This is a genomic window from Mycobacterium gordonae, from assembly GCF_017086405.1.
Taxonomy (GTDB): domain Bacteria; phylum Actinomycetota; class Actinomycetes; order Mycobacteriales; family Mycobacteriaceae; genus Mycobacterium; species Mycobacterium gordonae_D.
In genome coordinates, this window is sequence record NZ_CP070973.1 from 4,483,819 (window position 1) to 4,509,685 (window position 25,867).

Consider the following 25,867-nt stretch of genomic DNA (forward strand, 5'->3'; position numbering starts at 1 on the left):
CACCCCCGCACAGCAGCCGGTGCTACAACGGTATCTAGGAGATCTGCCCGCTTGGCATGGCGCCATTAGCGCCCCACTGCACCTTGCCCTGCCGAAGAAATACCCACATCAGCCACATGCGTCTCTCGACCGAACGACGGCGCGTGTGCCCACCTCATAGCGACAACAGCAGGGACTGCCGCTGCACTGGGGGCTTCCCTGCCGTTTGTCGCTAGGAGGCGGGCTTTCAACTAGTCGACTTTTCCAGAGACGCAAGTGACGGAAGTGACGGCAGCCGACCAATCAACCACTCGCCGCATACCCTAACGCCGGTTCCGCTGAATCGACATGGCTGCCACTGAAAATGGTCAGCATCTGCGGACGAATCTGGTAGCGCACCCCGTTGGCTGGATTCACGACGTCGAATCCGCCGGAAGTCGGCACGGCACCACCCAATTCGATGTGCGCGCCGTCGCTGATCCGTTCGCCTCGGTAGTAGAAGTCTTGCGGCCCAGCCCTACACACCACCACTAGAGACTTCGCCGTGGCCAGAATCGCCGCGGGCGGGCTGCCCGGGTCACATCGCGCCGTATGCCCGACGAAGCCCAAGGCGTCCGCGCCATCCACCTGCCTGGACAACGACGGGGCCGCAGAAGTCGTAGGCAACGCCGTCGGCCTCGACGGGCCCGACCGGCCACCGAACGCCAACACCACCGCCAGCACAGCCGCGATCACCAGCATCAACGCCGCGAATCCGCCCACGACAACCGGCATCCGGCGCCGACCCCCGACCGGCGCCGCAAGCGGACCCGGCGGAGCATACGGACTGTAACCCGTGTCTTCCGGGTTCGGGTACGACGTCGTGAACGGCCGGGTCCCCGACGGCGGACGCACCACGGCCGCAGCCGAGCGCGCCAACTCACCGGCCGAAACAAACCGTGCCGCAGGCTGTTTGGCCATCCCTCTGGCGATCACCCCGTCGAAGGCCCGAGAAATCCCGCGGCGCATGATGCTTGGCCGCGGCGCAGCGGAGAAGACATGTGCGCTCATCACTGCCGCCGGCTCCGGAAAGTCGAACGGCGGCCTGCCCGTGAGACACTCGTAATGCAGGCAGGCCAACGAATAGACATCGGTCGCCGCGCTGACCCGGTCCCCCCTGAACCGTTCCGGAGCCATATACAGATACGACCCGATGGGCAAACCCGCGCCGGTCAAACTGGGATCGCCCCCACTGCGGGCGATGCCGAAGTCGACGAGATAGGCGAAGCCGTCCGCGGTGACCAACACGTTCTCCGGTTTGACGTCGCGATGCACCAGGCCCCCGGCGTGGGCGGCGTCCAGCGCTGACGCCACCTGAGCGACCACCGCCACCGCATCCGACGGATCCAGCGGACCGCGCGCCTGCAGCAGATCCCGAAGGCTGCCGCCGTCCACCAGGCGCATGTCGATGAACAGCACACCACCGATGGCGCCGAAGTCGTGCACCGGGATGACGTGCGGTTCCTGCAACCGGGCCGCGATCTGGGACTCCCGGCGAAAGCGTTCCTGATACTGCGGGTCGGCCGCCAGATCCGGCCGCAACAGCTTCAGCGCCACCATTCGCCCCCGACTCGTATCGAAGGCCCGGTACACCTCCCCCATACCGCCCGTACCCAGCAGGGACCGCAGTTCATACGGTCCGAACCGGGTCCCCACACGCGACCCGCCACGCGGCGAAGTCATCACTCGATCCTTGCACACGTAGGCTGCGGTTTATGGCGACCAGCAGCCGTCTCACGGTCGACGATTGGCTGCAGGCCGGCTATACGACCGTAGCCGACGAAGGCCTCAACGCCCTCAAGCTCGACCGACTCTGCTCCCGCCTAAACGTCACCAAAGGCAGTTTCTACTGGCATTTCGCCGACATGGCGGCCTACCGCCAGGCGTTGATCGAATCCTGGACTCGGCTCAAAGACGACGAACTTCGCGAGATCGAGCAACTCGGCGACACCGAACCACGCGAGCGGCTGTCCCAGATGATCGGGCTGCTCGTCAAGCCGCGACACTGGACCCTGGAACGCGCCATGCGGGAATGGGCACGATCCGACGAGAAGATCGCCACCGCCCTCCGCGCCGCCGACCGCCGGCTCCTCAAGCAGGTACGACAAGCCTTTCGCGACTATGGCTTTGACGCCGAAGAAGCCGATCTGCGCGCCAGCACCACCTTCGCCGCCGGCGTCGGTCTGCTGCACCTGTCCGTTGGCACACCGAAAAGGCAGCAGCGCGAGAAGTTCCTGAGCTTCTTGCTTCGCCCCTGAACATACCAAAAGGTATGGTGGTGGCATGACGGCCATCACCGACGACTTCGTCGACCGCTTACACCGGCGCGCCATTGAAGCCGAACAGCTCCGGCGGCTACCCGAAGCCACCGTCAAGGAGCTCGAACAATCCGGCTTCACGGAGCTCCTCAAACCCAGCGGCTATGGCGGCCAACAAGCCGATTTCGCAGCAATTTTCGACCCGGTACGCCGGATGGCCCACGGCTGCGCCGCCACGGCCTGGACCGCGGCGTTCTACACCCTGCACACGTGGATGCTGTCCCTGTTCGACGAGCAGGCCCAGGCCGAAGGCTTCGCGACCCAGCCGTTCCTCGCCTCCGCCCCGCTGGCCCCCACCGGTCGCGGCACACCGGCCGACGGCGGAGTAGCCCTGAGCGGACGCTGGTCCTGGGCCACCGGCGTGATGGACGGCAACTGGGCGATCGTCGGCGCGCTCTGCGGGCCGGACGAAGCGATCTACCCGGCGCTCGCGCTCGTCCCGGCCGACGACTTCAGCATCGTCGACGTCTGGCACACCGACGGCATGTGCGCCACCGGCTCCAACGACATCGTCGCCGACGACGTCTTCGTCCCCGCGCACCGCCTGGTCAAGGTCACCGACATCTACGCCGGCACCACACCGGGCGCCCGGCTGCACGACGCGGACGTCTACCGCTGGCCCCTGGTGCCCGCACTCGCGCTGACCGCCGCCATGCCGGCCCTCGGCGCCGCCGAACGCGTTGCAGAGATCTACACGCAGCGCCTCAGCGAGCGGGTCATCGCCTACGAAGGCACCAGCCAGAAGGACAAGCCCGCGGCCCAGGCCCGCTTGGGTCAGGCCCGCGTCAGGCTCCGCGCGTTGCACGGGCTGCTGCACGACGCCGCCGAACGCATCGACGAGATCCTGGCCACCGGCAATAAGGTGCCCAGAGCGGTTCGCGCCGACGCCCGCCTAGCCGCCGCGCACATCGTCAAGGAATCCCGCGATGTGATCGCCGACCTACTCGAATCATCCGGTGCCAGCGCGCATTTCCTGGACAACCCGCTGCAGCGGGCCAAGCGCGACGTCGACGTGATCAGCGGCCACGTGATCTTCGATTACGACACCAGCCGAGAGTTAGCCGGCGCCTTGGCAATTGGCTTGAAGATCTCGCCGATCGCCATGGTGTGACAGGCTGATGCCGACGTTGCCGTCGCCGGAGTTGAAAAATCCACCGGCAGGGATGCACATAGGATGGAAGAGACGAATTGCCTTGTCGTAGCTGGTGATCGGCGAGTCGACCGAGGTCCCGCCAGCCGCGATGGTGTCGGACTACGCCCGCCCCGCCAACTTGTCGACATCCACCACTTCACCCCGGTTGATACTCACCCAGTCCCGCCCGTCCAGATACGGGCGCAGGCTGCGGCCGATCAGCTCGGCGTCGGCAGCCGACTTGGGTCGCTGCAGCTCGTACACGTGCGGGAGCGAGGCCATCCCGGTGACCACATCCCACAGCTTCACCGCGTCGGCGCCACTGGGCGGGTCAACCAGCACCGGCCCGAACAGGCACTGGCCGTCCAGGAACAACGTCGGCACCCCGTACCCGCCGGCGTCGACCACGCGCTGATGCTCGGCCCGGACGTCGTCGTGGGTCGAAGGGTCGGCCAGCGCGGCATCGAGAATCGCTGCTTCACAACCGATTTCACCGAGCAGCCGCCGCGCGACGGCGGGGTCGTGCGGCTTGCCGCCCAGATCGTGCAGCTCGTGACCGATCGCGGCGTACCAACGGTCCAGCAACGCCATGTCGGTCCGGCGCAACAGGGCCCCGATCCTCATCAACGACCAGCCGTAGGACCAGTCGCGCTCCCAGGGGTGCTTCTTTCCCTCGACGCGGTTGATCTCCTCCAGACTGAAGAACCGCCAGTCGATGGTGATGCCCAGCTGTTCGCGAACATGGCGGATCCACACCGAGGTCTGGTACGCGAACGGACACATCGGATCGAAGTGGAAATCAATGGCGCTCATCGCCGGCTCCTTTCTAGTGCCTCTAGTGGCGGGGACGCACCCCGGCCGCGCGGTACACGAACATCGGCTCGAGTCGGTACTTCACCGCCGCGGCCGGCAGCCGCTGCAGCACCTCGTCGGGAACCTCCCGTCGGTAATCCAGTTTCATGGTTCCGTTGAAGGTGTGGTCCACTTCGCCCAGATCGATTTCGATCGACAGCCCACGGTCCGAGATCGTCGCGACAGCCGGACCGGGCGCGGCGTCCCACGAGCAGTCGACGGCGCGCAGATGGGAATCGGCGCCGGTGGGAAATGTCGCGACGATCCGCCGCTTGCTGAACGCGAACATGCCGCGGCTGCGCGACACGCCCGCAGCCGAGTAGACGCCCGGCACATCGCCGCTGAAGCTGCGTCGAACCCCTACCCGCGAAGCGAGAAAGATAGTGCCCTCGGCGTCGAGTTCCGCCAGCAATTCCTTGGGCACACGAAAGAACCCCGGCCAGCGCGGCACTACTGCACCGTGACATTCGCGGTGAACGTGCAGGTAGGCGCGGCGTCGCCGACGACGCTGCCGTACTTGGCGACGATCGTCGTCGTCCCGGACTTCAACGCCGTGAACGTCCACACCTCGGTGCCGGGGGCGCCCATCCGGTCGGTGGTGCTGCGCAGATACTCGTGACCGGCCTGCTTAAGCAGCGCGGCGTCACCGATTTTCGGATCGGACGTCCAGCGGTACGGGGTGCTCTTGTTGGAGCCCAGCGAAACCTTCAGCGAGTCACCGACGGCAAGCGTGACATCGCGGGTGATCGCGCTCTGGTTGAGCACATCGTCCATGGAGACATCAATGGTTTTGGTCGCCGCCTTACTCGGGCTCGAACAGCCCAGGAGCATCAGAAACAGTGCGAGGACGGCCAGCTGCTTGACCTTCATCCATGCACCATAGTCCCCCGCGGATCGAGTGTGCGCTGACAGCTTCGAGTGTGCGCCTGCGGCGAATAGTTCATCGAAACCCCGCCATACACGCACTCTCGAAACAACCCCCATATACCCACGTACCAGCAAACATTCCGGTACTTTCGATGCGTGTTTGGCATCATTCGGCCTTGCCGCCATCGCCTCGGCAGCGAACTCACCGCCGCGTGGCGCGCCCAGCTCTGCGGCCTCTGTCTGGCATTGCGCGACGACTACGGCCAGGCCGCGCGGATTGCGACCAACTATGACGGACTGATCGTCTCGCTGTTGGTCGAAGCGCAGTCGGCGGCGCAGCCCACGCGGCGCACGGCCGGACCGTGCCCGTTGCGCGGCATGAAGCGCGCGGATGTGGCGACCGGCGAATGCGTGCGACTGGCCGCAGTGGTGTCGTTGGCCCTGGCCGCGGCGAAGGTCCGCGACCACGTCGACGACCGCGACGGTCTGGTCGGGGTGGCCGCGGTGCGTCCCACCGCGCGACGCATCGCCGAGCGCTGGGTGCGCCGCGGCACCGACACGGGACACGAGCTGGGCTTCGACGCCGGCGTCCTGGTGGCCGCAATGGACCGCCAGACCGAACTGGAGGCCTCGGCCGGCCCGGGCAGCTCGTTGCTCGCGGTCACCGAACCCACCGAGACCGCCGTCGCCGCCGCCTTCGCACATACCGCGGTGTTGGCCGGCCGCCCGGCCAACGAAGCACCGCTGCGCGAGATCGGGCAGCTGTTCGGACGGGTGGCACATCTGCTCGACGCCGTCGAGGACTACCACGACGACGTGGCACACGGTAAGTGGAATCCGTTAGCCGCCACCGAAACAACCCTCGCCGAGGCACGCACCCTGTGCGACGACGCGGTGCTCGGCATCCAACTGGCCCTAGCTGACGTGGACTTCACCGACGGTCGGCTGCCCAAGCGACTGCTGACCAAAGAGCTGCGGCGCTCCGTCTCGCGCACTTTCGACCCCAGGGCCAACTACCCCGGCGGCAGCCCGCACGGCGAGCAACAGGGCATCAACTTCGGCGATCAGCCCTTCACCAACATTCCCGGCGAGATTCCGCCGGGCCAGATTCCACCCCAGCCGCAGCCGAAACGCAGCTGCTGGGACAGCTGCACCGACGCCTGCTGCTGCGAGTGCGAATGCGACTGCTGCTGCGATACCTGCTGCGAAGGCGACAGCTGCTGCTGCGACTGCGGAGACTGCTGCGACTGCAGCTGATACACCGCTAGGCATGCCCGCCGCCTAGCCATGCGCAAGGATGGGACAGGTGTTTGCGCTTGTTCTCATTGTTGCGCTCGTCACCACCGTGGTCCTGGGCACGCTCCTGGGTCGGCGGTTCCGCGTGGGCCCCCCGGTCCTGCTCATCTTCCTCGGCGGCCTGCTCGGGCTGATTCCTCGCTTCGCCCATGTGCACATCGAGGGCGAGCTGGTGCTGCTGCTGTTCCTACCGGCGATCCTGTACTGGGAGAGCCTGAACACCAGCTTCCGCGAGATCAAAGCCAACATTCGGGTCATCGTGATGACCAGTATCGGGCTGGTCATCGCCACGGCTTTCGCCGTCTCCTGGACGGCGCGGGCCATGGGCATGGAATCGCACGCCGCCGCGGTACTGGGCGCCGTCCTCTCCCCCACCGACGCGGCCGCCGTCGCCGGTTTGGCGAAGAAACTGCCCCGGCGGTCGCTGACCGTGCTGCGCGGCGAGAGCCTCATCAACGACGGCACGGCGCTGGTGCTGTTCGGGGTGACCGTGTCGGTGGCGGTCGGCGGTGGCGAGGTCGGCCCCCTGGCCCTGACCCTGCGGTTCGTCTACTCCTACCTGGGCGGCATCCTCGCCGGGCTGATCGTCGGTGGCTTAGTGACCCTGCTGCGCAGCCGCATCGATGCACCGTTGGAGGAAGGCGCACTCAGCCTGCTCACCCCGTTCGCCGCGTTCCTGCTCGCGGAGACCACGCACTGCAGCGGTGTGGTCGCCGTGCTGGTGTCCGCACTGATGCTCGCCTATGCCAGCCCGCGGGTCATCCGGGCCCGCTCCCGGCTGCAGTCCTTCGCGTTCTGGGACATCACCACGTTCCTGCTCAACGGCTCGCTGTGGGTGTTCGTCGGCGTCCAGATTCCCAATGCCATGCGCGGAATCGCCGACGTGCACGGCGGAATCCGGCACGCCGTCTATCTCGCCTTCGCGGTGTGCGCTGTGGTGATCGCGACCCGGTTCCTTTGGGTCGAAGTCACCACGGTCCTGGGTCTGGCCATCGACCGAAGCACGAACCGGCCCACCCGTCATGTGCCGTTCCGCCAGCGCAGTGTCACCAGCTGGGCCGGCTTTCGCGGGGCGGTGTCGCTGGCCGCGGCGCTGGCCGTCCCGCTGGAAACGCACAGCGGTGCGCCCTTTCCCGACCGCAGCCTGATCATCTTCGTGGTCTCCGTCGTCATCCTGATGACCGTCCTCGTCCAGGGCAGCACGCTGCCCCTGGTGGTCAGATGGGCGCGCTTACCCGAAGACGTCGCCCGCGCCGAGGAGGTGCAGTTGGCCCGTACCCGCGGCGCCGAAGTCGCACTCGAAGCGCTGCCGCAGGTCGCCGCCGACGTCGGAGTCGGGCCCAAATTACTGGCCCGCTTGCAGAGGGAATACGAAGAGAAGGCCCGGCTGGCCGAGGCCGACGGCGACGACTCCGACGACAGCAACCACCTGACCGAGGCACGCGACAAGATCCGAGAGGTGCATCTTCGGGTGCTCGAACGCAAACGCCAGGCCATCACCGAGCTGCGAAACCAACGACAGATCGACGACATCGTGCTGCGGGAGATCCAGGAGACCATGGACCTGGAAGAAGTGCGGCTGCTCGGTCCGGCCGACGTGGAATAAGCGCGCGCACTGGGCCGTTGCATGTTCGGCACCTGCGCATTCGGCCCGCCTGTCGAAGACCCTGAGCCTACATCGCTTGGGCGACGGGCGAATTCGAGTCCACGCACGCTCACGCGGCGCTGAACCGGTGGTTCGGCCCGCGCAGCGGGTAGCGTCACCCAGGTGACTTCCGTGCGCAGCGCCCAGAAAATCGTGGACGTGTTGTCCGCACAGGGTGTCCGGTACGTCTTCGGGGTGCCGGGCGCCAAGATCGACGCCGTCTACGACGCACTGCTCGACGGCGGGCCCGAACTGGTGGTCTGCCGACACGAACAGAACGCCGCGTTCATGGCCGCGGCGGTGGGCCGCCTCACCGGCACCCCCGGCGTCGTTGTGGTGACGTCCGGGCCGGGCACCACGAACCTGGCGACCGGCCTGCTCACCGCCAACACCGAACAGGATCCGGTGGTGGCGCTGTGCGGCGCGGTGCAGCGCGAGGACCGGCTCAAGCGCACCCACCAGTCAATGGACGCCGCGGCCCTGTTGCGGACGGTCACGAAGTTCACCGGCGAGATCGACCACCCCGACAATGCGGCCGAGGCCACCGTCGCGGCATTCCGCGCGGCGTTGACCGAACCCTGTGGGGCCGCCGCGGTCGTCCTGCCTTCCGACGTGCTGGCCGCTCCGACCACCGCGGGCATCACCGCGGCGCTGCCCATCCCCCGTTTGGCGGCGGCACCGGCTGAGCTGGGGGCGCGCGCGGCCGAACTGATCCGCGCGGCGCACCGGCCCGCACTGCTGGTCGGCATTCGCGGTGCCGATCCCCGATCCTGCACGGCGCTAAGGGCTTTGGTGGCCGCGACGGGGCTGCCCGTCGTCGAGACGTTCCAGGCGGCCGGCGTCATATCCCGGCAGCTGGAGGACTTCTTCCTGGGCCGGGTGGGCCTGTTCCGCAACCAGCCCGGGGACGTCATCCTGGCCCGCGCCGACGTCGTCGTCGCGATCGGTTACGACGCGGTCGAATACGACCCGGTGCTGTGGAACGACGATGTCGGGCGCACCATCGTCCACATCGACTCCGTGCCCGCCGACATCGACAACCACTATCAGCCGGCGGTGGAACTGCGCGGCGACATCGCATCCACACTCACGGCGTTGACCGGCTCCCTGGCCGGCTTCGCCCCGGACGCCGACTATCGGGATGAAATCGCTGAGCAGCGGAAAGCGTTGGCCGACATCGACAATGCCGCGCGCGATCAAGCTCCGCCCGGCCCGGGGTTGAACCCGGTCGCGGTGGTGTTGAGGCTGCGCGCCGGGCTCGACGACACCGCGACCGTCGCCTGCGACATCGGGTCGGTCTATATCTACCTGGCGCGCCACTTCCGGGTGTACGAACCGCGCCGGCTGCTGTTCTCCAACGGCCAGCAGACCCTCGGGGTCGCCCTACCTTGGGCGATGGCCGCCTGCCTGGTGCGACCCGGCACCCCGGTGGTGTCGGTGTCCGGCGACGGCGGGTTCCTGTTCTCCGCACAGGAACTCGAGACCGCCACCCGGCTCGGTCTGACGTTCACCCACATCATCTTTCGCGACAACGGTTACGACATGGTGGGGTTCCAGGAAGAATTGAAGTACGGCCGCAAATCCGGTGTGCACCTCGGCGACTACGACACGATCTCCTATGCCGAAGCATTCGGCGCACACGGCTACCGGGTGGAGACACTGGAGGAATTCAGCTCGGTCCTGCGCCAGGCGTTGACCGAACCCGGCCCTTCATTGATCGATGTCCCGGTCGACTACAGCCACAACGTCGCTCTGGCCGCCCACCTGCACGACGACAGCTTCGAATGAGCACCGCACACGAGCACTTCCGTCGCTGGGCGGCAGCACTTCTCGGCCACCAGTCCGAGGTGTACCAGTACTCCACCATCAGCGCCCTGCTCGACGGCGTGTACGACGGCGACGCCACCGTCTCCGAGATCCTGCAGCACGGCGACTTCGGATTGGGCACCTTCAATCACCTCGACGGCGAAATGGTGATCCTCGACGGCGTCTGCTACCGGTTACGCGCGGACGGAACCGCCACGCGCGCAGCACCAGCTGATCGCACCCCGTTCGCCGCGGTCACCCGCTTCCACCGCGACTTCGCGATCGCCATCGAGGAGCGCACCGATCGTGCGGCGGTGACCGCAGCAATCGACCAGCGGATCGCCAGCACCAATCTGATCTACGCGATCCGGGTCGCCGGCCATTTCACCGACCTGCACACCCGCACCGTGATGGAACAGCAGCAGCCGTATCCGCCGCTGACGCAAGCGACCGAGGGACAGGCCGAAACCCGATTCAGCGATGTGTCGGGAACTCTGGTCGGGTTCCGCACCCCCGACTTCGAACAAGGCATCTCCGTCGCGGGTTATCACCTGCACTTCCTCAATGACGACCGCACCGCCGGCGGACACGTGCTGGACTTCACGTGCGAGCGCGGCGGCGTCGCCGTCAGCGGGGCCTCGCAATTACACCTCAGCCTGCCGACCTCGGGGGCGTTCCTGCGGGCACGGCTGTCCGCGGACGACATGGGCGAGCAGATCGCGAAATCCGAAGGCACCTAACCCGTACTGCACGGAAGTCGTTTGATCCCGTGGAAGAACGACGACCGCAGCCGGTCGGGCTCGCCAGTCACCGTCAGTCCGGGCACGTTGGGGTACAGCTCCTCCAGCATCACCCGCAGCTCCAGGCGGGCGAGTTGCGCGCCCAGGCAGAAGTGCACTCCCCCGCCGCCGAACGCGGCGTGCCCGGCATCTGTTCGGGTGACGTCGAATTCCTCGGCCCGGTCGAACACTTCCTTGTCGCGATTGGCCGACAGGTAATGCATCAAGACCCAGTCGCCGGTGGGGATCCGGCGGCCGCGGATCTCGACGTCGCGGGTCACGGTGCGGCGGAAATGCATCACCGGGCTGGCCCACCGCAGCAGCTCCTCGACCGCCGGCTTGACGGCATCCGGGTCGCGGGCGAGCAGCGCCTGCTGCTCGGGGTGTCGCGACAGCGCTAATATGCCGTGGCTGAGCGTATTTCGGGTGGTCTCGTTGCCGGCGATGGCCAACAGCAGAAAGAATTCGTTGAGCTGGTCGCGATTGAGTTTCTCCCCGTCTACCTCGGCGGCCAGTAGTGCCGACAGGATGTCGTCGGTGAGGCCGTGGGTGCGCCGGTGCCTGACCAGTTCACCGCAGTACCGGAACATCTCGGCAGCCGCCTGTCCGAGCGCCTCCGGGGTGGGGGCGTAATCGGGGTCTTCGATGCCCAGGGTCCCGATCGCGTTGCTCCACCGGAACACCTCCATGCGGTCTTCGGCGGGTACCCCGAGTACGTCGGCGATCACCTGCAGCGACATTTCCGCGGAAATGTCGGGCACCGCATCGAATTCGCCCTTTTCGGTGATGTCGGCGACGATGTTGCGGGCGACCTGACGCATGTGTGGCTCCAGCCGCAACACGTTACGGGCGGTGAAGCCCTGGTTGATCAACTTGCGGTAGTGCACATGGCGGGGCGGGTCGATTCCGGGCAGCATCGCCGAGGTGGGTGCGGCCTCCACCTCGACCAGGGTGTTGCCCCTGCCGCTGGTGAAGGTGTCGGTGTCGCGACTGACCAGACGGACGTCGGCGTGCCTGGTCAGCAGCCACGCCCTGGGCAGACCGGACATCTGCACCGGGTGCACCGGCGCCTCCTCGCGCAGTCTGGCCATCGCGCCGAACGGGGCGCCGGTGACGAACGTGTCGGGGTTCAGCACCGCCGCGGCGTCGCGATCGGCCTGCGTGTCCTGGTTCTCGACCACCAGCGACCCCAGTTTCGGAACGGTCATGACTCCCCCTCAAATGCCTTGATGCCGGCGATGATCACGTCCAGACCGGCGGTGAACCGCTTGGTGGACTGCGGCCTGCCCCGCGCCTCGTCCAGACTCACCGAACCCAACAGGTAAGTGTAAAGCACGGTATGTGCTGCTGCGGCAACGTTTTTGGTGAGGCCGGCGTCGGCCAGCAGCGAGCGGCTGAGCCGGTCCAGCCGGCGGGCGCGCTCCCCACCACCGCGGGTCTGCAAGATGCCGGCTATTCCCGGAACGGCGAGCATCACCTCACGCGCCGCACAGTACAGCTGGGCCAGGCGGGCGTCCCACGGCCCGGTCTGCGGAACCGGGATGTCGGCCAGCACCGATTCCGCGAGCAGATCCAGCGCGGCCTGTTTGCCCGGCACGTGGTAGTAGACCGACGGCACCGCGGCGCCGAGTTCAGCCGCCAACTCCCGCATCGTCACCTGCTGCACCCCGACCCGCCGGGCCAGCGTGTGCAGCGAGGACACCACCTGCGCGCGATCGAGTTCCCCGTACGCGCGCCGCGCCGTCATTCGAGCCATGTTCGAATCAATTCGAGCACTGTTAGAATCTAGCGCGATGAGCACGGTGCCGGCAAAGTCGTCTGCCCGGATATCGATCGCCACGCCGGTGGTGACGATGTTCCCCGGGGTGAGCGCCGACTGGGAGATCGACGCGTCGATCGAGGACATCGCGCGGGTCGCCGAAGCGGCGGACCGGCTCGGCTATCACCATCTGACCTGCAGCGAACACATCGCGCTGCCGGCCGCCGAGCAGGCCCGACGCGGCGCGCGCTACTGGGATCCGCTGGCCACCTTCGGTTATCTGGCGGCACGTACCGAGCGAATCCGGTTGGCCACCAACGTGCTGGTGCTGGGGTATCACCACCCGCTGGAAATCGCGAAACGCTACGGGACCCTGGACAGGGTCAGCAACGGCAGGCTCATTCTCGGTGTCGGCGTCGGTTCCCTGAAGGAAGAGTTCGACCTGATCGGCGCCCCATTCGCGGACCGCGGAGTGCGCGCCGACGACGCGTTGCCGGCACTTCGGGCGGCCTTATCGGTCGCCGAGCCCAGCTACCACGGCGAGTTCTATTCGTTCGACGGTCTGGTCGTCGACCCGTGTGCGGTGCAACCGCGCGTGCCGCTGTGGATCGGTGGCCGGACGCTGCGATCACTGCGCCGGGCCGTCACCCTGGCCGACGGGTGGGCGCCGTTCAATGTGAGTCTGCGGCAGGCGCGAGAATGGTTGAACCGCTTTGATATTCCGCCGGGCTTCGAGGTGGTGCTGAGCCCGGCACATCGACTCGACCCCCTGACTGCGCCGGACCGAACCCGGGAATCGATCGCCGAGACCCTCGCGCACGGCGCCACCATCGTCAGCGCCACCTTCCGCCACGACTCCCTGCAGCACTACCTGGAGAATCTGCACGCACTCGCCGAGCTGAACGCCGGATGAACCGGGTCAGGGCCGGGATCTTCAGCCTCACCGCCGCGGCGCCGACCGACGACGGATACCTGCGTTGGCACCTACTGGACCATATGCCCGAGCAATACCAATTGCCCGGCATCGTGCACGCACTGCGCTGGATCGCCGACGGCGACTACCCCGCCCACCGAATCGCCGCGCAGGGACCGCTGGGCGACATCGGCAACGTCGTCCACTACCTCGTCGGGGAGCCCGTCGCCGAGAACCTGCGCGACTTCGTCGAGCTCGGCCGGGTGTTGCGGGAGAACGGCCGCATGCCGGCCATGCGGCCACCACTGCAGATCTCCGGTCTTCGCCTGCTGCAATGGGATTCGGCGCCGCGGGCGCTGGTGTCGGCTGCGGTGGTGCCGTTTCGGCCGCATCGGGGCGTGCTCGTAATCCTCGAGGAGCCCCGCGGCGAACGGCCCGACGCCTGGCTGGAATGGTTGCACGCCGAGCACTATCCGGCGCTGCTCGCCTGTCCCGGTGTGGCCGGGGTATGGACGTTCGGGTCGGTCTGCAGCCCCGCCCCGCGCGGGTGGCACAGCGAGCCGCACTACGTCACAGTGGTCTACCTCGACGGCGACCCGCTGGCGGTCACGGCCGGGCTGACTCCTCTCGTCGAGCAGCGATGGCGCTCGGCAGACGTGCACCCGCTGTTCGCCGGTCCGCTGCGCAGCATGATCCGCTGGGATGCCTGGCCGGTCGGCGACTGAAGTTTCCCCGACACCCCACCAGCGGGAGCGCACAGAAGATTTCCGAAATTGACACCTCCGTTAGCCGACGGGTGTACATTTCGCGCGCTGGCACTCCAAGATTTTCGGGGCTGCGGCCCCTTCGGGCGATGGGAGCGGTCAATGTCTTCGTTCATGCAGGCTGTCCCTGATGTCCTGGCCGCGGTTTCGGCGGACGTAGCGGACATCGGGGAGCAAGTCAGGTCGGCATCCGCACTTGCGGCCGCGCCGACGTCGAGGATCGCGACGGCGGCCAGCGACGAGGTGTCCGAAGCGATCGCCAGGCTATTCGGCGTCTACGCCCACGACTATCAGGTCCTCAGTGCCCGGATGACGCTCTTCCACGAACAGTTTTCTCAACTCTTGCGCACCGGTGCCAGTGGGTACGCCGTCGCTGAGGCGGGCAACGTGGCCTTGCAGAACCTCGAACGCAATGTGCTGAACGCAGTCAACGCACCAACCCAGTCGTTGTTGGGCCGTCCGCTGATCGGGAACGGGGCCAACGGCGCCGCGGGCACCGGGGCGGCCGGCGGCGACGGCGGAATCCTGCTCGGCAACGGCGGCAGCGGCGGGTCTGGTGCGCCCGGCGGCGCCGGTGGAGCGGGTGGTTCGGCCGGCCTGATCGGTCGTGGCGGGAACGGCGGAGCGGGTGGAGCGGCCGCGGTCGCAGGCGGTAACGGCGGTACGGGCGGTGCGGGCGGCAGTGGCGGCCTGCTCTGGGGGAAGAGCGGCGCCGGTGGTGTCGGCGGGGCCGGCGGGGCAGCCACCTCAGTCGGCGGGGCGGGCGGGCTCGGCGGCAACGGCGGGGTGGGTGGTGCCAACCGCGCCTTGTTCGGCGGATTTGGTGGCGCCGGCGGTGCCGGCGGCCCCGGCGGTGACGGCGGCGCAGCGGGTGACGGAGGATCGGGAGGTGCCGGCGGGGCCGGTGGCGCGGACAGGGGTCTGCTGTTCAGTCACGGCGGCCGGGGTGGCCAGGGCGGCCACGGCGGGATCGGCGGTGCCGGAATCTCGACCCCGGGCGGCGATGGCGGAGGCGGCGGCCATGGCGGCGCCGGTGGAGTCGGCGGAGTCGGCGGCGCTGAGCATGGGCTGTTCGGATCGGCCGGCAGTGGCGGGGTCGGAGGCAACGGTGGCGCCGGAGGCATGGGCGCTGACGGCGATGCAGGTGTAGGCCGCGACGGTTGGGCCGGTGGCGCGGGCGGCGCCGGTGGTAACGCCGGCGTCGGCGGCGCAGCCGGTTCCCACGGATTGTTGGGTCGGTCAGGCCTTACTGGCTCCTCCGGTCATGGCGGCGCCGGAGGTGCCGGTGGGGACGGCGGCGCCGCCGACGCGGCGAGCACGCCCGCCGGCACGGGTTACGCCGGTGGCGCCGGCGGGGCTGGCGGCCAGGGAGGTTCGGCGGGGTACCGCGGCACCAACGGCAATGGTGGTCTCGGCGGCAACGGCGGACTTGGTGGGCAGGGCGGCATCGGTCTCGATGACACCGGCAGCGGCGCGGGCACCGGCGGCACCGGAGGCGCCGGCGGCGACGCCGGCAGCGGTGGCTTGGCAGGCACCGGACGTGGTCGTGCCGGACATGCCGGCAACGCCGGCATCGGTGGCGACGGCGGCCAAGGCGGCACCGGCGGCACCGGCCAGGCCGGAGCAAACGCCCCGGGCACCACCGGCGCCGACGGAGACGACGGCACCGCCGGCGGCCAAGGCGGCCAGGGCGGCAACGGCGGCAGCGCCGGCAGAGGCGGCACCAACGGCGACGGCGGCCAAGGCGGCACCGGCGGCACCGGCGGCCAAGGCGGCAACGGCGGCACCGGCACAGCCGATACCGGCAGCGGCGCCGGCACCGGCGGCACCGGCGGCGACGGCGGAAACGCCGGAAACGGCGGCGCCGGCGGCCAAGCCGGCACCGGCACCGGCAAAGCAGGCACCACCGGCGACACCGGCAACGCCGGCATCGGCGGCAACGGCGGCCACGGCGGCCAGGGCGGCCAAGGCCAGACCGGAGCAAACGCCCCGGGCACCACCGGCACCGACGGAGACGACGGCACCGCCGGCGGCCAAGGCGGCCAGGGCGGCACCGGCGGCAGCGCCGGCACCGGCGGCACCAACGGCGACGGCGGCAAAGGCGGCACCGGCGGCACCGGCGGCCAGGGCGGCAACGGCGGCACCGGCACAGCCGATACCGGCAGCGGCGCCGGCACCGGCGGCACCGGCGGCGACGGCGGAAACGCCGGAAACGGCGGCGCCGGCGGCCAAGCCGGCACCGGCACCGGCAAAGCAGGCACCACCGGCGACACCGGCAACGCCGGCATCGGCGGCAACGGCGGCCAAGGCGGCCAGGGCGGCCAAGGCCAGACCGGAGCAAACGCCCTGACAGGCACCGGCGCCGACGGAGACGACGGCACCGCCGGCGGCCAGGGCGGCCAGGGCGGCACCGGCGGCAGCGCCGGCACCGGCGGCACCAACGGCGACGGCGGCACCGGCGGCACCGGCGGCACCGGCGGCCAAGGCGGCAACGGCGGAAGCGGTAGCAGCGCCACGATCGGCTCGGGCGCCAAGGGCACGGCGGGTGGAGCAGGCGGCGATGGTGGCGACGCTGGTATCGGCGGCGCCGGCGGCCAGGCCGGCACCGGCACCGGCAAGGCAGGCGCCGACGGCGTTAACGGCAAGGGAGGCACCGGCGGCACCGGGGGCACCGGCGGCACCGGCGGTGCCGGCGGCTCGGGCAAAGCGGCGAGCGGCCTCGGTGCTGACGGGGGCGCGGGCGGCGATGCCGGTGATGGCGGCGCGGGCGGTGCCGGCGGCGGTGCGCCCGCTGACGGAGTCAACGGCAAGGGCGGCACGGGCGGGGCGGGTGGCATCGGGGGTGCAGGCGCGGCCGGCACCAATGGCAGCGGCACTGGGGGCGGCAATGGCGGTAGAGGCGGAAACGCTGGTAACGGCGGTGCCGGCGGCTCCTCTGGGGCCGGCGGGAGCGGCGGCGATGGGGGTGCCGGCGGAAACGGCGGCACTGGTGGCGTCGGCGGAAGCGGCGGCGCCGGTGGCATCGGGGTCGCCGGGAGCGACGGCTTCAACGGTGGAAACGCCGGGCAAGGCGGCAGCGGCGGAGCGGGCGGCGCCGGCGGCGCAGCCCTGGATTCCGGAACCGGCGGCACCGGCGGCCAGGGTGGCAACGGCGCGAACGGCGGAAACGGCGGAAACGGCGGCACCGGCGGTGCCAGCATCAGTGCCGGTATCCCCAGCGGTAACGGCGGCAACGGCGGCGCCGGCGCCGACTCGGGGTCCGGTGGCGCTGGCGGCCGTGGCGGTGACTCCGTCTTCGGAAAGGGCGGCAACGGTGGCGCCGGCGGGAACGGTGGCAACAACATCGGCGGCGCCAACGCCGGCAACGGCGGCTTGGGCGGATCAAACAACTTCGTCAACGGCATTGCCGGCGACGGCGGCGACGGCGGCATCAACGCCAGCGGCGGCACCGGCGGAAAGGGCGGTGATGGCGGGTTCGGCGCCGCGGGCGCGGGCAATGGCGGCAAAGGCGGCAACGGCGGACAGACCGGGGGCGGCAGCAGCACCACCAGCGCAACCATCGGCAATGGCGGCAAAGGCGGCAACGCGCTGGGCGCCGGCGGTATCGGAGGTACGGGCGGTGACGGAAGCGACGGCGGCAAGAGTGGCGCCGGGGGCGACGGCGGTGCCAGCGGCAACGGCAATGCAGGTCAGCCTGGCGGCGACGGCAAGGCCGGCTTGTCCGGAGGTAGCGGGTCAGCGCCGAGCGGGGGTACCGGCGGTGCCGGCGGCACGGGCGGTATCGCGGGGGGTGTCGGCGTGGGTGGCGGCGGTGGCGTAGGCGGTGCGGGCGGCATCGCCTGAGCGCTATCTAGAAGTCAGCGGCAGCCCACGTTCCCGCCGGATAGGGCGGGACCGTACCGGCGAACACACCGTCGGTCAGTGTGCACAGCGCGTCGGAAATGGTTCCGGCATCTGCCAATACGGTCGGCCGGCCACCGGGCGTGACGCGCGCGACCACCGCCTGCCAGAAGTAGCCGATCCCGCCGTGTTCGTACCAGACGAACCAGTCGTTGCCGCGGTTGCCGGCGCGAATCAACCGCCGAAAGGGCAGGTTCGGGTCATCCACCGCATCGGTCTTGTTGAACGGCGCACCGATATCGGCGACGGGCGGCAGCAGGGTGCGCAGCTCGGTCGGCAGCTGGGACAGGTGCTGCACTTCCTGCACGGGCGTGGTGAGCGTGCAGCTCGTGTTCGGCACCGCATCGGCTGGACTCGCTGTGACGACACTCAAGGCCAGCGCACCCGCGGACCAGTACGGGAAGAACCGTCGGGTCATCTGAACGAGGATAGGGTGAACCAGTGAATGCGCGCGACCAAGTGCTGATCACACCCGGCGGGCTGGCTCGACTGATCGAGTCCGGTGAACCGCTGCGCATCCTCGATGTGCGCTGGCGCCTCGATGCTCCCGACGGGCGCCCGGCCTATCTGGACGGCCACCTCCCCGGCGCGGTGTATGTGTCGCTGGAAGACGACCTGAGCGACCACACGGTGGCTGGGCGGGGGCGGCATCCGTTGCCTTCCGGTGCCACATTGCAGAATGCGTTGCGGCGGTGGGGAGTTCGCCAGGACGAACCGATAGTGGTGTACGACGACTGGAATCGGGTCGGTTCAGCGCGAGCATGGTGGGTGTTGACGGCGGCGGGTCTGGGCACCGTGCGCATCCTGGACGGCGGACTGGCGGCCTGGCGCTCCTCCGGTGGAGAGTTGGAGACCGGTCCGGTCGAGCCGCAGCCCGGGAATGTCACTGTGGCGCAACAGAATTTGTACGCCGGTGCGCAACCCACGCTGACCGCCGAACAGACGTCTGACGTGGCCTTGTTCGACGCCCGCGCACCCGAGCGCTACCGCGGCGAGATCGAGCCTCTCGATCCCGTCGCCGGCCACATACCGGGTGCGGAGAATCTGCCGTTCGCCACGCTGCTGGCGGCTGACGGGACGTTTGTCACCGATGCTCGCCTGCCACCCGACGGCGCCATCGGCACCTACTGCGGATCCGGGGTCACCGCCACTGTGGTGGTCGCCGCTCTCGCGGCGGCGGGCCGGCAGGTGGCGCTATATCCCGGGTCGTGGTCGGAGTGGTGCTCGGATCCCGCACGGCCGGTTGCTCGCGGCGACGACTAGTTGTCGCCGCAAGAGGCGGGCACACACATGAATCTCTTTAGCCACAGACGCATGAGACAGCCGGGGCGGCAGCGCAACGAAACACGACCCATGTCCCCGTCTCGTACCGGCAACCGGCGTCACGGGCCGGCCCACGCCGCCATGAACGCCTCCACCACCCGTGCAGCGTTCTCGGCGGCGATCTGCTTGTAGAAGAAGAACTGGAACGGAAACCCCGGCAGCCCCAGCGGATCCCCCGGCCCGTCGGACATACCGCGTATACCCAGGAACGGCACCCCGTGTGCCGTCGCGACCGCCAATGAGGCGGCCGTTTCCTGGTCCACCGCATCGTAGGCCGGGTTGTCGGCGATCTGAATGTTGAGATTGCTGAGCAATCCCTTGGTCAGCCACGGCCCGATGGCCTGAAAGAAGTTCCCGGTGTACAACAGCGAACGACCGGGCGGACTGCAAGGCTGGCACCCGAAGACGTCGCCGGCGTTGGGGACACACGGAAACGCCTGGCCGTTGTTCGAGTCGTGGCTGTAACCGTTGCCGCCGACAAACAGCTGCGGCTGACGCCCGAGGTCATTCAGTTTGACGGTCGGGACGTGACGGCACAGGCACATCGGGTTACCCAGGTTGTTGACGCTGCTGAGCTGGACGGTCAGCGTCTGCGCCACGGCCAGCATGCCGGGATCGACCGGCTGGTACGTGGCGCCGTCGTCGAGCGTCCACTGTGCCGGTATCGCCACGTCGCCGACATTGGTCCGGCCAGCACCACCGGCGACCCCCGAGAAGACCACGGCATCAATCGAAATGCCGGAAGCGCAAGTGAAGCGACTCAACGCGGTCTCGGTGACGGTAGTCGCATTCACCAGGCCGATACGGGTCATCGCCACCAGCACCTTCTTACCGGCGATCAAACCGCGGTAGTAGTACTGCCTGTCATACACTCCAACGGGATTCGGCTCCAGCAGGGTGTGGGCCAGCACCGCGTCGGATTCGGCCGGAAATGCCGTCAGTATCAGCGTCCGCTGCTCACAGGCCGACGTCACCACGGTCCGCACACCCCCGGGATCCGCCGTGGCCAGTCCCCCACCCACGCAAAACGCCACGGCCACAACGAGACCGGCGCGGAACCGTTTGAGCACGATCTCCCCATCTCATGGGCGTGGCTGAAGTATTCGACGAATGATTTTCGCGCGACACGGCCGGGAGTTGAAGATTCGTTATTGAATTGCAAGAGAGACCGCCACAACCGCTCGATGACCAATGAGCGAAAGCGCGTTCGCCAGGAGGGGTTTCAAGCTTGATTCCGTCGACCTGGTCGCCGTTCTGATGACCGAAGCAGTACTGAGTCGTCCGAGGCCAGCATCTCCACGTCGTTGGTGTCGACATTCCACAGAAAGGCGTTGCCGGGAGCCGAGTGCGCGGCAAGCTGCTGCTCCGGCGTCAACATGAATCCGAATGTCGTCAGCGGCCAGGCGTCGACCCGGTAGCTGCTGCCGGGTTCCAGGGTCGAGCGTCCAGATGACTTGTAGTACTTGATATAGCCGTGCGTGTCCAGGTTCTCGGTGAACATCCGCACATTGCGCCCGGGTTTAATCGGGATGTTGCTCACCCCGCGCTCGGCGCAAGCGCCCCACAGGCGCGGCGCGGACGGGTTCCCACAACCCGTGAGCACGAACAGAACAACGACGACCGGCAACACTACGCGTCTCACCCGGATCCTCTTCACAGCAGCGGCCGAAGCTCGATCGCCGATGTCGGCTTTTCCGCCATCCAGTACGTGATGGCCATCGCGTCCGCGCTCGACAGAAAACCGATTCCTTCATAAACGACGTCACCGACGGCCACCGGAAGCCGGACATTCTCGGCGCGGTGCCGCCACGTCAGTCGATAACCCTCTCCCGCCCGCTGGATCTGCAGGTCCAGGTCAGCGGTCAATTTGCCTGTGCCGTCGAAATATTGGACTCGATAGTGTCCGACGAAGCCGTCGTGACCAGCGCCCGTCGGCGTCTCGGTTCGGGCGCGCCCGGAGCCCAGCACGCGGGAGCCCGCAGTCAGGTAGCGGGCGGTGAGCACACCGGGTTGCTCGGCGCTAATCCGATATTCGGCCAGCCCGATGACCCGCGTGTTGAACATGCCCAGCATGGTAAGCGGCGGTGATACCGGGCGGGAATACTATGCTCACCCGATGGCGAAACGGCGGAGTTTGGCGGTCCTGGGGTTCGTGCTCATCCTCACCGCGTGTACCGCACCGCCCAAGCAACCCGCTGCCACAAGCCCATCCACCACGGCGGACCCGCTCGCGGGCGTCACGGTCCCCAACGCATTCACGCCGTTGACCGTCGCACCGATCAGTCGGCCGACGTTTCCCTTCCCCGGCACCGATGACAAATATCATCTGGCGTTCGACATGCAGGTCACCAACTCCAGCGCCCAACCTGCCACGCTCAACGCCGTCGACGTGGTCGACGGTAGGGACCCCGCCAGGGTGCTCGCGTCGTTCTCCGGCAATCAACTGGTCGATCCCGCCTGTAACTACGGAAACTGCAACCGCCTGCGCGCGCTACCGGCTGTCCCCGCAGCCGATTTCAGCATCGCACCCGGCACGTCGCGCTCGCTGCTCATCGATTTCCGCCAGGACAACCTCTCCGATTTCCCCAGGGCGGTCATGCTGCGCTTCCACGGCAACGGCGTCGCCAACCCGGCATCGAAAGAGCCGGGCCCCTTCGACACGCTGGGGGCGCCGTTCAACATCTCGGCCGGCCTGCCGCGCATCATCGCTCCGCCATTGAAAGGCAACAACTGGGTCGCGTTCAACGGTTGCTGCGATCCCGGCTGGGCGCACCGCGACGCGATCCTCCCGTTGAACATGAAGCTGAACAACAGCCAGCGCTTCGCGATCGACTGGATGCGGATGAACGATCAGGGCAACTTTTACGCCGGCGACCAGACTAAGAACGAGAGCTTCGTCAGTTACGGATCCGCGATCTACGCGGTGGCCGACGGCACCGTCGTGTCCACGCTCGACAACGTCGAAGCCAACGTGCCCGGCATTCTGCCGGCCTCCGACCCGGTGCTGGCGGCCAAGCTGACCGTCGACAACGTCGACGGCAACCACATCATCCTGGATATCGGCGACGGGCTCTATGCCATGTACGCACACCTCATCCAGGGCTCACTGCTGGTGAAACCCGGCGACAAGGTGAAGAAGGGTCAGCAGATCGCGAAGCTGGGCAATACCGGCAATTCCAACGCACCACACCTGCACTTTCAGCTGATGAACGGACCCTCGCTGTTCGAGGCCGACGCTCAGCCCTACGTCATAGCGGGTTTCAGCTACCAGGGTCAGGTCAATCCAGCCCAGGTGTGGAGCGCCGACAACTACCTCAGCGGCTCGTTCCTCGGCCCGGACATGCTCCCGGCCCCTCAACTCAAGGGCAACCAGTTACCGACGTTGCTGGCCGTCGTGACGTTTCCCCAAGCCTAGGAAGGCCGCGACCATGGACATTTTCGTCGAATGGAGCAACGGTGGAACGGAGTTGCGCTGGCGCTCGAGCACCGCGGCCAACGACGGGCAGGCGGTCACGGTCTTCCTGCGCCGGTACGGCACACCGGGTAAGCCGGCGTTGGTGTGCGTACACGGCTTCCCGACATCCAGCATCGACTACTACGGGCTGGCGCATGAGCTCAAAGACGAGTTCGAGATCTTCACGCTGGACTTTCCCGGTTACGGTATTTCCGACAAACCGCCTGAGCCCTACGTCTATTCGCTCTATGACGACGCGCGTCTGCTCGTCCACGCCATCACCGAGGTGTGGAAACTGACCGACTACCGCATCATCACCCACGACCGCGGCTGTAGCGTCGGCATGATCGCGGTGGGTCTGCTTGCCGAGAAGTCCTCACTGCCAACAGATCTGATCCTCACCAACGGCAATATCTACCTGCCGCTGTCCAACCTCACCGCATTCCAGACCGCCCTGCTGAACGACAAGACGGGCCGCGCCACCGCCGCGGAGACGACCCCGGAGATGCTGGCCGCCGGCCTCGGGTTCACCACCTTCATGCCGCGCCGCAACCCTGAGCATCCCGAGATCGCCGCACTGGCAAAGTGCTTCGCCTACAACGACGGCATGCGGGTGCTGCCGGACACCATCCAGTATCTGCACGAGCGCGCGGCCGACGAAAAGAATTGGCTGGAAACGCTTTCCAAACTGCCGGTCAATATCACCCTGGTGTGGGGGCTGCATGACGCGGTGGCCCCGCTGCGGGTGGCGAACCACGTCTGGCAGACGTATCTGCGGGGCATGTCGGGACGGAGCCGTTACTGGGTGGTGCCGGGCGCCGATCACTACATGCAGTGTGACGCACCCGCAGAGCTGGCCCAGATCCTGCGGCTCACCGCGCAGGGCGACAGCATCACGCTGCAACTGCAGACCCTCGGTGACCGACCCGACGGCGCGGTGCTGGTCGATCAGTCCTAGATCGACACCGAGCCGCCCCGCTCGATCTCGACAATCCGGTCGGCGAGGCCGCGGCGCGCCATCTCCCGGGTGAAGTCGGCCAGCGGCGAGGCGAAGACGGTGTAGTCGTCGAAGTGGACCGGAATGGTCTTCGGCAGCTTGAGCAGTTCGACGAGCCCGGCACCCTGTTGTCCGTCCATCGTCACAGTGAGCCCGAACGGCAACCTGGGACCGGCGGGCAGCCTCGTCCCGCCGAGATGCAGGATGCCAGCGTCGATGGCGTCGAACCGCACCGGAATCTCGCCGAGTTCGTCGACGAGCAGGGTGTCCCCGGAGATGTAGAGGCGGCGCCGCTGGGACCCGTCTGCCTGGTCGAACTCCAGCATGCTGCCCATCACCGGGGGGACCAGAGCCGTCGCCCACATCGGCGCGTGACGGCCGGGCAACGAGGTCACCGTGAGCCGTCGACCACCCTTGACGATGGTATGGGTTTGCCAGGTCGACATCGGACAGGAGTGCTCGAAACCCTTCTGGCGCAGCCTGGCCGCCGCCTTCGGGGTGGTCAGGATCGGCAGCCGGCGGTCCAGGTGCTTCTCGGTGACGCGATCCCAGTGGTCACCGTGCATGTGCGACAACACGACGGCGTCGATCGGCGGCAACTGGTCGGCGGACAGGGCGGGTTCTTTGCGCCGCTTGGACACCAAGCCGTGGCCCAGATAGGCGCGCTGGCCCCGGTGCAGGAAATTCGGGTCCGTCAGGACGGTGATGTCCCCGCAGCGGATGAGCGTGGTGGCGTTCCCGACAAAGGTGATGGTGATGTCCATCGGCTTGCCGTACCCGTTTCCGACCGCTTGAACAGTCGACCGATCAGTTCGTTACTACCACCTTCTGGGCGATGGCGGACAGGCTCTGATGCAGCGGCTGGATCAACGCCGTCAACTTCGGGGCGTCGCGCTCACGCAGGTCCGGTGTGTAGCTGCGGTAGCCGCCTAGCGCTGCCGGATCGCGGTAGCGGGTCAACATGGCCACGACATCCTGGAATTGCTGGTCGATCTGCTGAACCAGTGCGCTGTCGATCCTGTCCAGCCCTGGGCGCAAGGAGGCATACGCCTGTTGTGCGCCTTCGACGTTGGCGGCGAAGTCGACGAGATCGAGGTGGCTGAACGCTTCTTCCTCGCCGCTGATCTTGGTGTTGTAGACGTCCTCGATCAGATCGGCGGCGCCGTTGGCCGCATCCTCGGGCCGGAATTGCACGGTTACCACGGTGGTGGTCAATGTCCCGATATTGCGGACCAATTCGGCACTGAGCGCCTTGGTGCCGGTGCTGATCGAACCGGCCTGCCACAGGTCTCGCTCGACGGCGTGAAACCCTTTCCAGCCGACCTTGGGGTCGACCGGAGTGGCCTCCTGCATGTCGATCAGGTAGTCGAGATTTCCCGCGTTGTCGCCCACAGTGAACCCCGGCAACAGGTAGCCGTCCACGCTCGACTGGACGTGCTCGTAGAACGGTCGCGCCCGTGCATAGGCCGCTTTCGCGTCGTCGACATTGCCCGATTGCACGGTCACGTCGAGTGCCTTGACCGCGTCCTCGAGCTGACCCATCTGAGCGACGACGTACGGCGCGAAGCCCTTGGCGCCCTGTGCGAACATGGCCGCCACCGGCCCGGTGGCGGGTTCCGGTGCCCGGCCCGTCACCGTCAGGGTCTGATACTCGATGCCCGCTCCTGGGCAGAAGATCTGGTAGTCGCCCCCTGCGAGGGTGACGGTGAACGACACGGGATCCTCACCCGGGTCCAGGCTTTCCTTCTCGCCGATGACTCGCTGATTTTTGAGCAACTCGACGTGGGATACCCCCGGAGCACCTGCGTTGGACATCGTGAACGTCACCGGGCCGGCCGGAACGGTCGTGGTGTCCAGCACGCAACGATTGCTGCCGCCGTCATTGGTCACCGTCACTTTGACGACGTTGGCGGCTCTCGGCGCCGGGCTCGGGTGGCCACACCCGATTGCCGCCGCAGCGGCGAGCGCGAGCGTCACCGCGACGCTGGGCAATCGGTGGGCGGACACCGGCGCGACATTACCCCAGTCCGGCGCAGCACCCCGG

24 protein-coding genes are annotated in these 25,867 nt (G+C 67.9%); 12 read left to right on the top strand and 12 right to left on the bottom strand.

Annotated elements, in window-relative coordinates:
• Nucleotides 1-282: 282 nt before the first annotated feature.
• On the bottom strand, nt 283-1,701 hold the full coding sequence (locus JX552_RS19165; RefSeq protein WP_205873531.1) for a serine/threonine-protein kinase: 1,419 nt from the start codon (nt 1,699-1,701) through the stop codon (nt 283-285).
• A 32-nt stretch (nt 1,702-1,733) separates the two neighbouring features.
• Between JX552_RS19165 and JX552_RS19170 the strand changes: the two genes are divergently transcribed.
• Nucleotides 1,734-2,276 (top strand): TetR/AcrR family transcriptional regulator, encoded by a 543-nt coding sequence (locus JX552_RS19170; RefSeq protein ID WP_205873532.1) that lies wholly within the window; start codon nt 1,734-1,736, stop codon nt 2,274-2,276.
• Between the two features lie 25 nt (nt 2,277-2,301).
• A complete protein-coding gene (locus JX552_RS19175; protein WP_205873533.1) occupies nt 2,302-3,447 on the top strand; it encodes an acyl-CoA dehydrogenase family protein in 1,146 nt (381 codons plus the stop codon).
• 141 nt (nt 3,448-3,588) lie between these two features.
• On the opposite strand, the gene JX552_RS19180 is transcribed toward JX552_RS19175, so the two are convergent.
• Genes JX552_RS19180 through JX552_RS19190 form a run of 3 tightly spaced genes read right to left on the bottom strand, consistent with a single transcriptional unit; the run spans nt 3,589 to nt 5,190 of the window.
• Nucleotides 3,589-4,281, bottom strand: a complete 693-nt coding sequence (locus JX552_RS19180; RefSeq protein WP_205873534.1) for a mycothiol-dependent nitroreductase Rv2466c family protein — start codon at nt 4,279-4,281, stop codon at nt 3,589-3,591.
• Between the two features lie 22 nt (nt 4,282-4,303).
• The gene (locus JX552_RS19185) at nt 4,304-4,771 is read right to left on the bottom strand and encodes a hypothetical protein (RefSeq protein ID WP_205873535.1); all 468 of its coding nucleotides are present in this window, start codon (nt 4,769-4,771) and stop codon (nt 4,304-4,306) included.
• Nucleotides 4,771-5,190 carry a protease inhibitor I42 family protein gene (locus JX552_RS19190; RefSeq protein ID WP_205873536.1) on the bottom strand — a complete coding sequence of 140 codons (420 nt, stop codon included), beginning with the start codon at nt 5,188-5,190 and terminating at the stop codon, nt 4,771-4,773. Before JX552_RS19190 ends, JX552_RS19185 begins: the two co-directional genes overlap by 1 nt.
• Before the next feature lie 153 nt (nt 5,191-5,343).
• Here JX552_RS19190 and JX552_RS19195 point away from each other — a divergent pair, with 153 nt between their 5' ends.
• The 4 genes from JX552_RS19195 to budA all read left to right on the top strand — a co-directional run bounded on the left by JX552_RS19195 (nt 5,344) and on the right by budA (nt 10,674).
• Nucleotides 5,344-6,444 carry a DUF5685 family protein gene (locus tag JX552_RS19195; protein WP_205873537.1) on the top strand — a complete coding sequence of 367 codons (1,101 nt, stop codon included), beginning with the start codon at nt 5,344-5,346 and terminating at the stop codon, nt 6,442-6,444.
• Between the two features lie 49 nt (nt 6,445-6,493).
• Nucleotides 6,494-8,089, top strand: coding sequence for a Na+/H+ antiporter (locus tag JX552_RS19200; protein WP_205873538.1), 1,596 nt, complete (start codon nt 6,494-6,496; stop codon nt 8,087-8,089).
• Between the two features lie 162 nt (nt 8,090-8,251).
• Nucleotides 8,252-9,916 (top strand): acetolactate synthase AlsS, encoded by a 1,665-nt coding sequence (alsS, locus tag JX552_RS19205; RefSeq protein WP_241010625.1) that lies wholly within the window; start codon nt 8,252-8,254, stop codon nt 9,914-9,916.
• Nucleotides 9,913-10,674 carry an acetolactate decarboxylase gene (budA, locus tag JX552_RS19210; RefSeq protein ID WP_205873539.1) on the top strand — a complete coding sequence of 254 codons (762 nt, stop codon included), beginning with the start codon at nt 9,913-9,915 and terminating at the stop codon, nt 10,672-10,674. The genes alsS and budA overlap by 4 nt, the downstream gene beginning before the upstream one ends.
• Here budA and JX552_RS19215 read toward each other — a convergent pair.
• Together JX552_RS19215 and JX552_RS19220 are read right to left on the bottom strand one after the other, a co-directional pair.
• Nucleotides 10,671-11,921, bottom strand: coding sequence for a cytochrome P450 (locus tag JX552_RS19215; RefSeq protein ID WP_205873540.1), 1,251 nt, complete (start codon nt 11,919-11,921; stop codon nt 10,671-10,673). The two genes, budA and JX552_RS19215, sit on opposite strands and share 4 nt — an antisense overlap.
• Nucleotides 11,918-12,460: a TetR/AcrR family transcriptional regulator gene (locus JX552_RS19220; protein ID WP_205873541.1), complete on the bottom strand. Its 543-nt coding sequence runs from the start codon at nt 12,458-12,460 to the stop codon at nt 11,918-11,920. The genes JX552_RS19215 and JX552_RS19220 overlap by 4 nt, the downstream gene beginning before the upstream one ends.
• Nucleotides 12,461-12,506: 46 nt before the next feature.
• Here JX552_RS19220 and JX552_RS19225 point away from each other — a divergent pair, with 46 nt between their 5' ends.
• The 3 genes from JX552_RS19225 to JX552_RS33415 all read left to right on the top strand — a co-directional run bounded on the left by JX552_RS19225 (nt 12,507) and on the right by JX552_RS33415 (nt 17,992).
• Nucleotides 12,507-13,385, top strand: a complete 879-nt coding sequence (locus JX552_RS19225) for an LLM class F420-dependent oxidoreductase (protein ID WP_205873542.1) — start codon at nt 12,507-12,509, stop codon at nt 13,383-13,385.
• A complete protein-coding gene (locus tag JX552_RS19230) occupies nt 13,382-14,110 on the top strand; it encodes a hypothetical protein (protein ID WP_205873543.1) in 729 nt (242 codons plus the stop codon). Before JX552_RS19225 ends, JX552_RS19230 begins: the two co-directional genes overlap by 4 nt.
• A gap of 141 nt (nt 14,111-14,251) precedes the next feature.
• Nucleotides 14,252-17,992 carry a PE family protein gene (locus JX552_RS33415; RefSeq protein ID WP_277395996.1) on the top strand — a complete coding sequence of 1,247 codons (3,741 nt, stop codon included), beginning with the start codon at nt 14,252-14,254 and terminating at the stop codon, nt 17,990-17,992.
• A gap of 7 nt (nt 17,993-17,999) precedes the next feature.
• On the opposite strand, the gene JX552_RS19240 is transcribed toward JX552_RS33415, so the two are convergent.
• Entirely contained in the window at nt 18,000-18,467 is a 468-nt protein-coding gene (locus JX552_RS19240; RefSeq protein ID WP_241010626.1) for a hypothetical protein, read from the bottom strand.
• A 23-nt stretch (nt 18,468-18,490) separates the two neighbouring features.
• Here JX552_RS19240 and JX552_RS19245 point away from each other — a divergent pair, with 23 nt between their 5' ends.
• A complete protein-coding gene (locus JX552_RS19245; RefSeq protein ID WP_205873544.1) occupies nt 18,491-19,312 on the top strand; it encodes a sulfurtransferase in 822 nt (273 codons plus the stop codon).
• 119 nt (nt 19,313-19,431) lie between these two features.
• On the opposite strand, the gene JX552_RS19250 is transcribed toward JX552_RS19245, so the two are convergent.
• The 3 genes from JX552_RS19250 to JX552_RS19260 all read right to left on the bottom strand — a co-directional run bounded on the left by JX552_RS19250 (nt 19,432) and on the right by JX552_RS19260 (nt 21,436).
• Nucleotides 19,432-20,442, bottom strand: a complete 1,011-nt coding sequence (locus JX552_RS19250; protein WP_241010627.1) for a 5'-methylthioadenosine/S-adenosylhomocysteine nucleosidase family protein — start codon at nt 20,440-20,442, stop codon at nt 19,432-19,434.
• A gap of 152 nt (nt 20,443-20,594) precedes the next feature.
• Complete coding sequence (locus tag JX552_RS19255; protein WP_205873545.1) at nt 20,595-21,014, bottom strand: hypothetical protein; 420 nt, start codon at nt 21,012-21,014, stop codon at nt 20,595-20,597.
• Nucleotides 21,015-21,025: 11 nt separating this feature from the next.
• Nucleotides 21,026-21,436 (bottom strand): hypothetical protein, encoded by a 411-nt coding sequence (locus tag JX552_RS19260; RefSeq protein ID WP_241010628.1) that lies wholly within the window; start codon nt 21,434-21,436, stop codon nt 21,026-21,028.
• Nucleotides 21,437-21,488: 52 nt separating this feature from the next.
• Here JX552_RS19260 and JX552_RS19265 point away from each other — a divergent pair, with 52 nt between their 5' ends.
• Together JX552_RS19265 and JX552_RS19270 are read left to right on the top strand one after the other, a co-directional pair.
• On the top strand, nt 21,489-22,787 hold the full coding sequence (locus tag JX552_RS19265; protein ID WP_205873547.1) for a M23 family metallopeptidase: 1,299 nt from the start codon (nt 21,489-21,491) through the stop codon (nt 22,785-22,787).
• A 13-nt stretch (nt 22,788-22,800) separates the two neighbouring features.
• Nucleotides 22,801-23,784, top strand: coding sequence for an alpha/beta fold hydrolase (locus JX552_RS19270; protein WP_205873548.1), 984 nt, complete (start codon nt 22,801-22,803; stop codon nt 23,782-23,784).
• On the opposite strand, the gene JX552_RS19275 is transcribed toward JX552_RS19270, so the two are convergent.
• Nucleotides 23,781-24,587 (bottom strand): MBL fold metallo-hydrolase, encoded by an 807-nt coding sequence (locus JX552_RS19275; RefSeq protein ID WP_205873549.1) that lies wholly within the window; start codon nt 24,585-24,587, stop codon nt 23,781-23,783. The genes JX552_RS19270 and JX552_RS19275 overlap by 4 nt on opposite strands.
• Before the next feature lie 43 nt (nt 24,588-24,630).
• Nucleotides 24,631-25,770, bottom strand: coding sequence for an iron uptake system protein EfeO (efeO, locus tag JX552_RS19280; protein WP_241011177.1), 1,140 nt, complete (start codon nt 25,768-25,770; stop codon nt 24,631-24,633).
• Nucleotides 25,771-25,867: the final 97 nt, after the last annotated feature.